This window comes from Mesorhizobium sp. M1B.F.Ca.ET.045.04.1.1, assembly GCF_003952465.1.
Lineage (GTDB): Bacteria > Pseudomonadota > Alphaproteobacteria > Rhizobiales > Rhizobiaceae > Mesorhizobium > Mesorhizobium shonense.
The window spans coordinates 4821603-4835802 of the sequence record NZ_CP034448.1; the positions used below are offsets into that span (position 1 = coordinate 4821603).

Annotated in this window: 5 protein-coding genes; 4 read left to right on the top strand and 1 reads right to left on the bottom strand. The window is 65.3% G+C overall.

Annotation, left to right across the window (positions count from 1 at the left end):
* Window positions 1-204: 204 nt before the first annotated feature.
* The 3 genes from EJ071_RS23770 to EJ071_RS23780 all read left to right on the top strand — a co-directional run bounded on the left by EJ071_RS23770 (window position 205) and on the right by EJ071_RS23780 (window position 11879).
* Window positions 205-8781: a glucoamylase family protein gene (locus EJ071_RS23770; RefSeq protein WP_126100046.1), complete on the top strand. Its 8577-nt coding sequence runs from the start codon at window positions 205-207 to the stop codon at window positions 8779-8781.
* A 375-nt stretch (window positions 8782-9156) separates the two neighbouring features.
* Window positions 9157-10926 carry a glucan ABC transporter ATP-binding protein/ permease gene (locus EJ071_RS23775; RefSeq protein WP_126100047.1) on the top strand — a complete coding sequence of 590 codons (1770 nt, stop codon included), beginning with the start codon at window positions 9157-9159 and terminating at the stop codon, window positions 10924-10926.
* A 173-nt stretch (window positions 10927-11099) separates the two neighbouring features.
* Entirely contained in the window at window positions 11100-11879 is a 780-nt protein-coding gene (locus EJ071_RS23780; RefSeq protein WP_126100048.1) for a heme ABC transporter permease, read from the top strand.
* Window positions 11880-12098: 219 nt separating this feature from the next.
* Here the strand turns inward: EJ071_RS23780 and EJ071_RS23785 are convergent, their stop codons facing one another.
* Window positions 12099-13157, bottom strand: a complete 1059-nt coding sequence (locus EJ071_RS23785; protein WP_126100049.1) for a D-TA family PLP-dependent enzyme — start codon at window positions 13155-13157, stop codon at window positions 12099-12101.
* Window positions 13158-13369: 212 nt separating this feature from the next.
* Between EJ071_RS23785 and EJ071_RS23790 the strand changes: the two genes are divergently transcribed.
* Window positions 13370-14056 carry a D-lyxose/D-mannose family sugar isomerase gene (locus EJ071_RS23790; RefSeq protein ID WP_126100050.1) on the top strand — a complete coding sequence of 229 codons (687 nt, stop codon included), beginning with the start codon at window positions 13370-13372 and terminating at the stop codon, window positions 14054-14056.
* The last annotated feature ends 144 nt before the right edge of the window (window positions 14057-14200 follow it).

Below are 14200 nucleotides of genomic sequence, written 5' to 3' on the forward strand. Positions count from 1 at the left end.
AAAAAGCCTGAATCCTTTCCCTGAACGGACCCGGGGCGGGAAGCGAGGGGCGTTCGCCCTTGAGTTGTCGAAAGGGGACGCCCCTATCGTGGAGCGCAACAAACTTTCGACCGGACCTGCCATGCAACCAATTGCATTTGAACCGGTTTTAGGGCCATTGCCGTGGCGGTCACGCCGCATCGCGCCCGCCTTACGGAATAATCGATGAACATTCAGACGAACCCCACCAAGATCGAACAGACAAGCGCTGGCTTCCCGATTGTCACGGAAGCGCCGGTACGCTCCAATTTCCTGCCAGAAGACCGGCTGCGCGCCCTGGGCGCCGCGCTCGCCGATGGCGAAGTCAGGGAATTGTTCGGGTTCTCGCCATTCGAGTTCCAGGCCCGCATCCGCGACAGCGCCAAGAAGATTCTCGAAGTCTACCGTTCGACCAATGCCGCGCAGGCCAAGGGCGAGACGATCACGCCCGCCGCGCAATGGCTGCTCGACAACAATTATTTGGTCGAGGAGACCATCTTCCAGGTCAAGCGCGACCTGCCGCGCCGCTTCTACCGTCAGTTGCCGACGCTCAAGCTTGCCGACGGCACCGTCCTGCCGCGCGCCTTTGCCGTCGCCTGGAGCTATGTCCAGCATTCCGACAGCGCGGTCTCGGCGACCATGTTCAAGGCCATCGTCGAGGGCTTCCAGTCGGTCGAGCCGCTGAAGATCGGCGAGCTCTGGGCGCTGCCGTCGCTGCTGCGATTCGTGCTGATCGAAAATCTCCGCCGCATCGCGGTGCGCGTCAACCGCACCAGGCAGATGCGTCAGATCGCCAATGAGGTCGCCGACCGCGTGCTCGCGACCGACGACAATGCCGACCGGACCAGGATCCTGTCGCACTATGCAACGCATGCGCAGGACACGACTTTCGCCACCCAGCTCCTCTACCGCCTGCGCGACGGCTCGCAGAATGCCGGCCGGGCGCTGGAATGGCTGGAGGGCGAGCTCGAGAAGACCGGCTCCGACGCCGAGGAGATCATCATCTCCGAGCATCAGACGCTGTCCAGCGGCAACGTCACCACCGGCAACATCATCCGCGGTCTGCGTCTCATCAACGACGTCGACTGGACGGTCTGGTTCGAGGGCGTCAGCCGCATCGACACCTTGCTGCGCCAGAAGACCGACTTCGCCGCGCTCGATTTCTTCTCGCGCGACCAGTACCGCACCGCGATCGAGCAGCTCGCACGCCGTTCCGAACTTTCCGAATACCGCGTCGCCGAAAAGGCGATCGAGCTTGCAGGCCACACGCCCGGGCTCACCGATGCGTCCGGCGTGCCCGAGACTGCCGATCCCTCCGTGCATACCGATGTCGGCTTCTTCCTGGTCGGGCCGCGTCGCCAGGAACTGGAGCAGGCGATCGGCTACCGGGCTCCCTTCTATGTCACCCTCAAGCGCGCCTTTGCCGCCACCGGCTGGCTGGGCATCGTCGTGCCGGTCTTCCTGCTGACGGTGCTGCTGCTTGTGCTGTCCGGCAATGCGCTTGCCCATCTCGGCCTCTCGGCGGAGTCGATCACGCTGATGCTGGCCCTGTTCGCGGTGCCTGCCAGCGAAGGCGCACTGGCCTTCTTCAACACCGTCGTGGCGCTCTTCCTCAAGCCGACGCGACTCGTCGGCTACGACTACAAGCACGGCATCCCTGCGGAGGCGCGCACCCTGGTCGTGGTGCCCTCGCTGATCGGCTCGCGCGACGACGTCGAGGAAAACATCCGCAACATCGAGGTGCATCATCTCGCCAACACGGCGGAAGAAATTCATTTCGCGCTGCTGTCCGACTGGCCGGATTCCAAGACCGAGATCGACGCCGCCGACATCGAGATCCTTCAATATGCCCGCGACGAGATCGCCAGGCTGAACGCCCGTTACCCGTCCGAAGGCGCGCCCCGCTTCTATCTCCTGCACCGCCGCCGGCTCTACAACCAGGCGCAGGGCTGCTGGATGGGCTGGGAGCGCAAGCGCGGCAAGCTGCACGAGCTCAATCTCCTGCTGCGCGGCGACAGCGACACCACCTTCCTGCCGCTCGATGTGCCGCTGCCGGAAAAAGTCACCTACGTCATGACGCTCGATGCCGACACGCGTACCACGCGCGACGCCGTCTCGACGCTGGTCGGCAAGCTCTCGCATCCGCTGAACCGTCCGCATTTCGACGCGGCGAAGCGTGTTGTCAGCGCCGGCTATACCATCCTGCAGCCGCGCATCACGGCATCGCTTACCAGCGGCGACGACGCCTCCTTCTTCCAGCGCGTCTTCTCGGCCAATCGCGGCCTCGACCCTTACGTCTTTGCCGTCTCCGACGTCTATCAGGACGTCTTCGGCGACGGTTCCTTCACCGGCAAGGGCCTCTACCATGTCGATGCCTTCGAAGCGGCGCTGAAGGGCCGCATCGAGGAAAACACCATCCTCAGCCACGATCTGCTCGAAGGCGCCCTGGCGCGCGCGGCGCTCGTCACCGACGTCGAGCTGGTCGAGGACTATCCGACCCGCTACTCCGTCGACGCCTCGCGTCATCATCGCTGGGCGCGCGGCGACTGGCAGTTGCTCGGCTTCATGTTCGACCCCCGCTCCGGCGTGCCGGCGCTGTCGCGCTGGAAGATGGTCGACAATCTGCGTCGCTCGCTGACCCCGATCTTCTGGGTGATGGCCTGTATCGCCGGCTGGACGCTGCTGCCTTTCACGCAGGCCGCGCAGTGGCAGGCGCTGTTGATCCTCAGCCTGTTCATGGCGCCGACCTTCGACATCGTGAATGGCATCTTGCCCAAGAGCGGGGACCAGACCCCGCGCGGCCATTTCTCGGCTTTAGCCCGCGATACCGTGTTCGGCACCGCGCTGGTGGCGTTGAAGGTGCTGTTGATGGCGCATCTCGCCTGGATGATGGGCGACGCTGTCGTCCGTACGCTCTACAGGCTCTTCGTCAGCCGCCAGAACCTTTTGGAGTGGCGCACCGCATCGCAGGCGCACAAGAGCGGCGGCAGCGATCTCGGCTCCTATTACAGCATGATGTACGGCGCCGTGATCATCGGCGTCGTTGGCCTTGCCGTTCCGGTGCTGGCCGATTCCACCGGCGCGTTCGTCGCCTTCTTCTTCGCGATTTTCTGGATCGGCTCGCCCGCCGTCGCCTGCTGGATCAGCCGCTCGGCCGAAACCGAGGACAGGTTGCGCATTTCGGCCTCCGACATCCATGCGCTGCGCACCGTGGCGCGCCGCACCTGGCATTATTTCGAAACCTTCGTGACGGCCGAGCATCACCATCTGCCGCCCGACAATTTCCAGGAAAGCCCGGCGCCGGTGGTGGCGCCGCGCACTTCGCCGACCAATATCGGCGTCTACCTGCTGTCGATCGTGTCGGCGCGCGATTTCGGCTGGGTCAGCCTGTCGGACGCCATCACCCGCATCGACGCCACGATGACCACCATCGAGAGCATGCCGCGCGACCGCGGGCATCTCTACAACTGGTACGACACGACGACGCTGAAGCCGCTCTATCCGCTCTATATTTCGGCGGTGGATAGCGGCAACCTTGCCGGCCACCTGGTCGCGGTCGCCGCCGCCTGCGCCGAATGGGCCGAGGCGCCTTCCGTCCATTTGCAGGGCGATTTCGAGGGCATCCTCGACACCGTCACCATCCTCGACGAAAGCCTGGAAGACCTGCCCGACGACCGCCGGCAGCTGCGGCCGCTGCGCCAGCGGCTTGCCGACCGCCTCGACGGCATGCGCCGCGCGGTGATGACCATCAAGGCGCAGCCCGAGATGGCCTCGATCCGCACCATCAACCTCGCGGTGCTTGCCGGCGAGATCCGCAAGCTCGCCACCGCCATCCACACCGAGGCGGCGTCGCCGAAGAGCGATGTCATCGCCGACTGGGCGGCGAGGCTGGAGGCGACGTGCGAGGCGCATGTGCACGATTCGCACAATGACGAAAGCGCGGTATCGGCGCTCCGCGCCAAGCTGCTCGCGCTGCGCGAGCGTTGCCGCCGCTATGCCTTCGAGATGGATTTCTCCTTCCTGATGCGGCAGGAGCGCAAGCTGCTGTCGATCGGCTACCGTGTCGAGGAGCACCAGCTTGACGAAAGCTGCTACGACCTGCTCGCCTCCGAGGCGCGGCTGACCAGCCTGTTCGCCATCGCCAAGGGCGACCTGCCGACGGAGCACTGGTTCCGGCTTGGCCGCCCGATCGTCGAGATCGGCTTCCGGGGCGCGCTGATGTCCTGGTCGGGCTCGATGTTCGAGTATCTGATGCCGCCGCTGGTGATGAAGGAGGCGCCGGGCTCGATCCTCAACCAGACCAGCAAGCTCATCATCAAGCGCCAGATCCAGTATGCGCGCTCGAAGAACGTGCCCTGGGGCATTTCTGAGGCGGCCTATAATGCCCGCGACCGCGAGCTCACCTATCAGTACACCAATTTCGGCGTGCCCGGCCTCGGCCTGAAGCGCGGCCTTGGCCAGAACACCGTGATCGCGCCTTACGCCACGATCCTAGCGGCGCAGTTCAACCCGCGCGAGGCGGTGCAGAATCTGATGCGGCTGCGCTCGATCGGCGCGCTCGGCCGCCACGGCTTTTACGACGCGGTCGATTTCACGCCGCAGCGCGTGCCGGAAGGCACCGACCACGCCGTGGTGCAGAACTACATGGCCCACCATTCCGGCATGTCGATCGCCGCCGTGGCGGATGCCATATTCGAGGGCCGGCTGCGCGAGCGCTTCCACAGCGATCCGGTGATCGAGTCGGCCGAATTGCTCCTGCAGGAGAAGGCGCCGCGCGACATCCCGGCCGCCACGGTCCGGACCGAGGCCGACGAGCGGTCGAAGGACGAAACCGAGACGGAGAGCCCCGACAGCCGCATCATCCTCGATCCGATAAAGGCGCTGCGCGCGACCAACGTCATGTCCAACGGCCGTTACTCGGTCATGGTCACCGCCACCGGCTCCGGCTACAGCCGCTTCGGCGAGCTGGCCGTCACCCGCTGGCAGCCGGACCCGAGCGTGGACCGCCTGGGCTCCTACATCTTCCTGCGCGACGCCGCGACCGGTGACTGGTGGTCGGCGACGGCCGAGCCGAAGCGCGCCGAGAACGAACGCGTGCAGACGCTGTTCGCCGACGACAAGGCGAGCTTCACCAAGTCGGTCGGCGCGCTGCGTTCGGAAGTCGAATGCATCGTGATTTCGGAAGGCAACGGCGAGGGCCGCCGCATCACGCTCTACAATGACGGCGCCACCGACCGGCATATCGAGGTGACCTCCTTCGCCGAGCTGGTGCTGGGCAACGAGGCCTCGGACAACGCCCATCCGGCGTTCTCGAAGATGTTCGTCGAGACCGAGATCGCCGCGAACAACGGCGCGATCTTCGCCACCAGGCGCAAGCGCGACAAGAACGAACCCGACCTCACCATGGTGCATTTCGTCACCGATCCGTCGGGCCCCTCGCGCGACGCCGAGGCCGAGACCGACCGGCGCGCCTTCATCGGCCGCGGCCGCACCATTGCGGATGCCGTGGCTTTCGATCCCGGCTTCAGGCTTGCCGGCAACCAGGGCTTCACGCTCGACCCGGTGGCGGCGCTCCGCCGCCAGGTGCGCGTGCCGGCGAACAAGAAGATCTCACTGACCTTCTGGACCGTCGTCGGTGCCAACCGCGGCGAACTCGACGAGGCGATCGGCCGCCTCGACCATCAGGAAAGCTTCGCCCGCCAGGCGATGCTCGCCTGGACGCGCAGCCAGGTGCAGACGCGTCATCTCGGCCTCAGCCTGACCGACGCCGCCAATGTGCAGAAGCTGGCGCGCTACCTGATCTATCCCGATCCGTTCCTGCGCCTGCCGGCTGAATCCATCGCGTCCGGTCTCGGCCGCCAGTCGAGCCTCTGGCCGACCAGCATCTCCGGCGATTTCCCGATCTTCCTGGTGCGCATCGGCGACGTCGCCGATCTCGAGATCGTCGCCCAGGCGTTGCGCTTCCAGGAGTATATGCGCGCCCGCGGCATGATGATCGACTTCGTCGTCGTCAACGAGCAGGCCTCCTCCTACGTGCAGGATCTGCAGCGCGCGGTGGAAACGCTGTGCGAGAACAGCCGCCTGCGTGGCCGCGAGCTTGGGCCCCGCCAGCACATCTTCGCCGTGCGCCGCGACCTGATGGACGAGCCGACCTACAAGACCTTGTTGTCGGTCGCGCGCGTCGCGCTCCACACCCGCAACGGCACCATCTTCGACCAGCTCGAGCGAGCGGAGACGGCGGCATTGCAGGCCCGCGACGCCCTGCAACAAGGGGAAGGCATTCCGGCCCGCCAGCCGTCGCCATCATTGCCTGAGCCGACGCCGGCAAGCCAGGGAGCCGATATCGCGGCCGACGGCGCCGGCCTCACCCTCTGGAACGGTTTCGGCGGCTTCGAGGGCGATGGCCGCCACTATGTGACGCGGCTGACCGGACGCCGCACGACGCCGCAGCCCTGGATCAACGTCATCTCCAATGCTTCCTTCGGTTTCCACGTTTCGGCCGAAGGCGCGGGCTTCACCTGGAGTCGCAATAGCCGCGACTATCAGCTGACGCCTTGGTCCAACGACCCGGTGTCGAACCAGCCTGGTGAGGGCTTCTATATTTACGATCAGTTGAGCGGCAAGGCGTTCTCACCCATGGCCGCCGTGGTGCGCGATCCCTCGATGACCTACGAGACCTGGCACGGACAGGGTTTTTCTACCTTCCGCTCGAAGCGCGGGCCGCTGTCGATGGACCTGACGCAGGTGGTCGACCCGGTGGATCCGGTCAAGATCACCCGGCTGCGCATCCAGAATGCCGGCCCGGCGCCGGCAAGGCTGCGCGTCTATGCCTATGCCGAATGGGTGCTCGGCGGCCATCGCTCGCGCACGGCGGCGACCATCGTGCCGTCGCGGGACGCCGCGACCGGCGCCATGCTGGCGCAGAACCCCTATGGGCTCGATTTCGGCGAGCGGGTGGCTTTCCTCGCCGCCACGGCTCCTGTCCATTCGGTGACCGCCGATCGCGCGGAGTTCATCGGCAGGCACGGCACGACCGAATATCCGCAGGCCGTGCTCGGCGGAGTCGCCCTGTCCGGCCGCGTCGAGGCCGGCGACGATCCCTGCGCGGTGATCGCCAGCGACGTCGACATTCCAGCCGGCGGCGACGTGACGCTGTTCTGGCTGCTCGGCGACGCGGCCACCACTGCCGAGGCGAGCGCCTTGGTGCAAGCCCATCGCGGCAAGGATTTCGACCATCGCCTGGCCGACAACGAACGCGTCTGGCGCGGCTTCCTCGACACCATCCAGGTCGAGACGCCGGACAAGGCGCTCAACGCCATGGTCAATCACTGGCTGCCTTACCAGAGCCTTGCCTGCCGCATCCGCGCCCGCTCGGCCTTCTACCAGGCGAGCGGCGCCTTTGGCTTCCGCGATCAGTTGCAGGACACGCTGGCCTTGCTGTCGCACGATCCGAAGCTGGCGCGCGATCAGATCCTCAACGCCGCCCGCCGGCAGTTCCAGGAAGGCGACGTGCAGCACTGGTGGCTGCCGCGCACCGATGCCGGCGTGCGCACCATGATCTCCGACGACGTGGTTTGGCTGGCGCACGCCACCGCCCGCTACGTCGAGGTGACGGGCGATGCCGCGATCCTCAAGGAGCAGATCCCCTTCATCGACGGGCAGGAACTCGGCGAGGGTGAGCACGACGCCTTCTTCACGCCCGAGATCACCAAGACCACTGCTTCGCTCTACGACCACTGCGCGCGGGCGCTCGACCTTGCCATCAAGCGCAGCAGCCCGGCCGGCTTGCCTCTGATCCTGGGCGGCGACTGGAACGACGGCATGAACCGTGTCGGCGAGGGCGGCAAGGGCGAGAGCGTGTGGCTGGGCTGGTTCCTCTTGAAGACGCTGGGCGACTTCGCCCCAGTCGCCAAGGGACAGAGCGATGCCAAGCGGGCGCAGGCCTGGGCGAAGCACGCGGAGGTGTTGAAGCGGGCGCTGGAGAGCACTGCCTGGGATGGTCAGTGGTACCGGCGCGGCAGCTTCGACGACGGCACGCCGCTCGGCTCGCGAAGCTCCGACGAGTGCAAGATCGACTCCATCGCCCAATCCTGGAGCGTGCTCTCTGGCGAGGGCGACCCGGCGCGCTCGACCACGGCCATGGAGCAGGCGACGAAAATGCTCGTCGACGACAAGCTCAAGATCGTCAAGCTGTTCACGCCGCCCTTCTCGAACAGCGAGCAGGATCCCGGCTACATCAAGAGCTACCCGCCCGGCGTGCGCGAGAATGGCGGCCAGTACACGCATGCCGCCACCTGGTTCGTGATCGCGCTGGCCGAGATGGGTCGCACCGACGAGGCCTATCGTTGCTTCTCGATGCTGAACCCGGTCAACCACGCCTCGGACGAGGCCGCGGCCGAGCATTACCGCGTCGAGCCTTATGTGGTGGCGGCCGACATCTACGCCGGCGAAGGAAAAGGCGGGCGCGGCGGCTGGACCTGGTACACGGGCTCGGCAGGGTGGCTCTACCGGGCGGCTGTCGAGGGAATCCTGGGCATCGAGCGGCGCGGCAAGCAGATCACGTTTAGGCCGAAGCTGCCTGGACACTGGGACGGCTACGCGGCGACGCTCAAACTGCTCGACGGCGAAATCAAGGTCCGCGTCATCCGCGACAAAAAGACCAAGTCGATCTCGCTCGAAGTCAATGGTTCGAAGACAAAATCGGGATCTTTCGAGCCGAAGGCCGGCGAGAAGACCGAGGTGGTCGTCAAGATACCTGCGTAAAATCAACGATTTGGCTCAAAGGCCGCGCGTCCCCAAAGATGCGCGGCCAAGCTTGGCGTTTTACTTGGGCGCGACCCGGTCAGCGTCCTTCAAGCTCCTTTAGACCCGGCTAAGCAAGCGCCTGATGATTAAAAATGTGGCAGCGCGCGGCAAGTGCCATTATTTTGCCGCAAGGCTGACATTTCACCTTTTATCTCAAACCGTTAGGTGATCACGCCAGATTTCGCACCGTCGTCATCTTTTGTTCGCTAAATGGGAACGGAAGCGATAGACGGGCATTGTTTTGCGACGCGTTAACCGGTACGTGTCAATGAATGCTGCAGTGCACAATGCCGGAATTGAGCACACAAACAAGAGTTTGGCGGAGTAGCTGAAGTGTCACTTCTGCAAATCTACTGGCGAGCACTGGGTTATCTGGCGGCTGACAAGAAGCGCGTCGCGCTGATCTGCGTCGCCAACGTCGCGCTGGCTGCCATCGCAATCCTCGAGCCGATCCTGCTCGGCCGGGTAATCGGTGCCATCTCCGAAAAAGGTCCGGTGTTTTCGACGCTCGCCGTCTGGGCCGCTCTCGGTGCCTTCAATGTCGTCGCCTTCGTGCTGGTGGCACGCGGCGCCGATCGCTTCGCCCATGCCCGCCGCTCGGAGGTGCTGTGCCAGTCCTTCGAGCGCGTCATCACCATGCCGCTTGCCTGGCATCACCAGCGCGGCACCTCCAATTCGCTGCATACGCTGCTGCGCGCCGTCGAAACGCTGTTCAGCCTGTGGCTCGAATTCATGCGCGTGCATCTGTCGACGGCCATCGCGCTGGTGCTGCTGGTGCCGACCGCGCTCGCCATGGACATCCGCATGACCATCGTGCTGCTCGGCCTCGGCGTGCTCTACGTTGCCATCGGCCGTATCGTCATGCGCCGCACCAAGTCGGGGCAGACCGCCGTCGAGCGCCACTACCACACCGTCTTTGCCCATGTGTCCGACAGCGTCAGCAATGTCGCCGTGCTGCAGAGCTACAACCGTATCGGCCATGAGACCGCCACGTTGAGGCGTTACGTCAAAAACCTGCTCGACGCGCAGAACCCTGTGCTCGACTGGTGGGCGATCGCCAATGCGTTGAACCGCCTGTCGTCGACCATCTCGATGATGATCGTGCTGTCGATCGGCGCCTATCTCGTCACCCGTGGCCAGCTGCGCGTCGGCGATGTCGTCGCCTTCACCGGCTTTGCCGGAATGCTGATCGCCCGTCTCGATCAGATGTCGGCCTTCACCACCCAGATCTCCGAGGCGCGCGCCAAGCTCGAGGACTTCTATCGCCTCGAGGACTCGGCCGCCGAAACCGTCGAGCCCGATGGCCTGCGCGAGCTGACCAACGTCACCGGACATGTGCGGTTCGAGGACGTCAGCTTTGAGTTCGCCAACTCCGGCCACGGCATCGAGGACGTGTCATTCGAGGTGCCGGCCGGCAAGACCGTCGCCATCGTCGGCCCGACCGGCGCCGGCAAGACGACGCTCATCAACTTGCTGCAGCGCGTCTTCACGCCGTCCAGCGGCCGCATCCTGATCGACGGCATTGACACCCGCACGGTCACCCGCAAGTCGCTACGCCACTCGATCGCCACCGTCTTCCAGGACGCCGGCCTGCTCAACCGCTCGATCGAGGACAACATCCGCGTCGGTCGCGCCGATGCGAGCAATGACGAGGTTCACGCCGCGGCGGACGCCGCCGCCGCGCAGGACTTCATCCTGGCCAAGAGCAGCGGCTACGACACCGTCGTCGGCGAGCGCGGCGGCCAGCTGTCGGGCGGCGAGCGCCAGCGCATCGCCATTGCCCGCGCCGTGCTGAAGGATGCGCCGATCCTGGTGCTCGACGAGGCGACCAGCGCGCTAGACGTCGAGACCGAGGACCGCGTCAAGGAAGCGATCGACGAGCTGCGTCGCGACCGCACCACCTTCATCATCGCTCACCGCCTGACCACGGTCCGCGACGCCGACCTGGTGGTCTTCATGGACAAGGGCAAGGTGGTCGAATATGGCGGCTTCACCGAGCTGTCGCTGCGCAACGGCCGCTTCGCCGCCCTCTTGCGCGCCGGCGGCCTGCTGAACGACGAGGAAGTCCGCCGCCTCAGCCGCCCGGTCAACGAAGCGGCGTAAGCCCCCTTTCTACCTCCCCCTTGTGGGGAGGTCGGACCGAAGGTCCGGGGTGGGGGTCGGCGCCGCCCCCCACCCCGCTGCTTCGCAGCGACCCTCCCCACAAGGGGGAACGTAGTAGCCCTGCGACAACCGTCCAATTGCCCCGGGCACATTGCCGGTCTATTTAGGTCGGCATGAGCGACACCACCTCACGCCTCTCAGGCTGGACCGATTTCGCCAACCCGACGCGCTTCGTCGGGCTGGCCGACAAGGTCATTCCGTGGCTGGCGGCGATTGCCGCCATCCTGCTCGGCGTCGGCCTCTATATGAGCTTCACCGCGCCGGAAGATTTCCAGCAGGGCATCACGGTGCGCATCATGTATATCCATGTGCCTTTCGCCTGGCTCGCCATGATGTGCTACACGATCATGGCGATCTCGGCGCTGGGCACGCTGGTCTGGCGCCATCCGCTGGCCGATGTGGCGCTGAAATCGGCCGCCCCGATCGGCGCCACCTTCACGGCCTTGGCGCTGATCACCGGCTCGATCTGGGGCAAACCGATGTGGGGCACCTGGTGGGTGTGGGACGCGCGGCTGACCTCGGTCTTCGTGCTTTTCCTGATGTATCTCGGCATCATCGCGCTGACGCGCGCGCTGGATGACGCCGGCCGCGCCGCCTGGGCCGCCGCCATCATCACGCTGGTCGGCTTCATCAACATCCCGATCATCAAGTTCTCGGTCGACTGGTGGAACACGCTGCATCAGCCAGCCTCGGTCTTCCGCCTCGGCGGCCCGAGCATCGACCCCTCGATGCTGTGGCCGCTTGCGGTGATGGCGCTCGGCTTCACCGTGCTGTTCTTCGCGCTGCACCTGATGGCGATACGTACGGAAATCTTCCGCCGACGCGTGACTGCGATGCGCAGGGTTGCGGCGAGGCAGGCGGAGAGGGCTCCCCCTTCTCCCCTTGTGGGGTGAGAAGCGGTCCGCGTAGCGGACGAAAAGCCAATTGCTTGGCTTTTCGAGCTTCGAACGCCCTGAGCCAGCGAAGGGCCGGGTAGTGTCGCCGAAGGCGACGGATGAGGGTGTTCCAGGGAACGCCAACGCCTCACTCCGCTGGAACACCCCTCGTCCGTCTCGGCGCTGCGCGCCGATCCACCTTCTCCCACAGGGCGAGAAGGGAAAGGCGCTTCTTCGTCACCCCATCCTGCCACGCGCCGCCACCGGCAGCGATTCCAGCACCTTGTCGCCGCCGATCAGATGCACCTGATCGAACAAATTCGTCACCACGCAGCAATGGTCGGGCACCACGCGCACACGCTCGCCGATGCGAAGCCTGGCGCCTTCCGCGAGCGTGACATTTCCATGCTCTTCACTGAGGCCCGTGACGCGGGCGCCGGGCATGCCGAGCAGCTCGCCGAAATCGGGCAATCCCAGTGTATCGGAGGACAGCGCCTTGCTGCCGCTGTCTAGGATGGCGCGGGTCGGCGTCGGGTGGCTGACCACGGTTGCGAGCACCGTCAGCGCGCAGTCGTCGAGCGTGCCGACGCCTTTGGCGACCTGGTAGCGGTCAAGATAGATATAGGTGCCGGGCCGGTATTCGGTGACGACGCTGTCCTCGCCCGAGCGCCACATGTCCGGAGTGCCGCCGCTGGAGATGCGCCGGCATTCGAGCCCGGCCGCGGCGAGCGCGTCGCGCGCGCTTCTCAGCCAAGCCTCCGCTTCGGCGGCGCGGCCAGCCGCCGGATAGGTCATCAGCCCGCCGAAGGTCAGGCCCTTGGCCTGGTCGATCACTTTCGCCAACGCCAGCGCTTCGGCCGGGCTCTGCACGCCGCAACGGCCCATGCCGGTGTCGCACTCGACCAGCACCTGTAGCGGATGGCCGGCATCGGTGAAGATGGCGGCAAGCCCTTCCAGCGTCTCGTGGCTGTCCGCCGTCACCGAGAGCGTGACGCGGCCGTGCAGCGCCTTCAGGCGTTCCAGCTTGGCGCGGCCAAGAATGTTGTAGGGTAGAAAAATGTCGGTTAGTCCTGCATCGGCCATTACCTCGGCCTCGCCGATCTTCTGGCAGGTGATGCCGACGGCGCCGGCCGCGACCTGCTTCCTTGCCCAGTAAGGCAGCTTGTGCGTCTTGATGTGCGGCCGGAGCTTCAGCCCGTGGCGGTCGGCATGCGCCTGCGCCTTTTTGATATTGGCTTCGGCGCGGGCCGCATCGATCAAAATCGCCGGCGTGTCGAGGTCGTCTATGCTTGCCATGAAGATCACCGTTCAAAGCATGTCTCCCAAAAGTGGGAACCGGTTTCGGGACAAGGACATGCACAAAAAATCAAAAGACCGGTGGAGGTTATGGGCCTGATCCGGCCGGATGTCACCGGGCCAGAGCCGTCAGTTTGCGTCGACAGCGGAACGGCATTGGGCTATTCGGGTTGGCGGATTTCAGCAGGCAGCGGCCGGAAGGAAACAGGACCATGAAACGCTCCAAAATCAACGACATCATCCGTGACGCCGACGCCTTCATCCGCTCCTTCGGCTACATCATGCCGCCCTTCGCCTATTGGAGCCCGGAAGAGATGAAGGCGCACAAGGGCGACTCCGCGGCGATTTTCACCTCGCGCCTCGGCTGGGACATCACCGACTACGGCCAGGAGAAGTTCGACGAGCTCGGCCTCTTCCTGTTCACCGTCCGCAACGGCCGATACGAGGACATGAAGCTCGGCATGGGCATGCTTTACGCCGAGAAGATCATGATCTCGCGCAAGGACCAGCTCTCGCCGATGCACCGCCACAACATCAAGGCCGAGGACATCATCAACCGCGGCGGCGGCAAGCTGGTGCTGGAACTGTTCATGCACGACCGCGACGGCGGCATCGACCCGAAGGCCGAAGTATCGGTGCCGGTCGACGGCACCATGACCAGATTGCCGGCGGGCGGGCTCCTGAAGCTCGATCCGGGCCAGAGCGTCACGCTGTTGCCCGGCGTCTGGCACGCCTTTTGGGCCGAGGGCAAGGACGTGCTGATTGGCGAGGTTTCGACCGTCAATGACGACCTCACCGACAACGTCTTCCGCGAGCCGATCGGCCGCTTCTCCAACATCGACGAGGACGTCGCGCCGGTTCACCTCCTGGTGTCCGACTACGAGAAGTGGGTGGGATAGGCGAGGGCAGCCGCGTAGTGTCGGCCTTCTTGCGTAAGTAGGCGCCGCCCCTCATCCGCCTGCCGGCACCTTCTCCCCGTATAGTGACGGGGAGAAGGAGATGGGGCGGTCTCGCCGCCCTTCTTGCAGTGCTGGAGATTGGCG

Coding starts and splice junctions, on each gene's coding strand:
- EJ071_RS23790 (WP_126100050.1), top strand. CDS start 13,370: ATGAAACGCTCCAAAATCAACGACATCATCCGTGACGCCGACGCCTTC.
- EJ071_RS23785 (WP_126100049.1), bottom strand. CDS start 13,157: ATGGCAAGCATAGACGACCTCGACACGCCGGCGATTTTGATCGATGCG.
- EJ071_RS23770 (WP_126100046.1), top strand. CDS start 205: ATGAACATTCAGACGAACCCCACCAAGATCGAACAGACAAGCGCTGGC.
- EJ071_RS23780 (WP_126100048.1), top strand. CDS start 11,100: ATGAGCGACACCACCTCACGCCTCTCAGGCTGGACCGATTTCGCCAAC.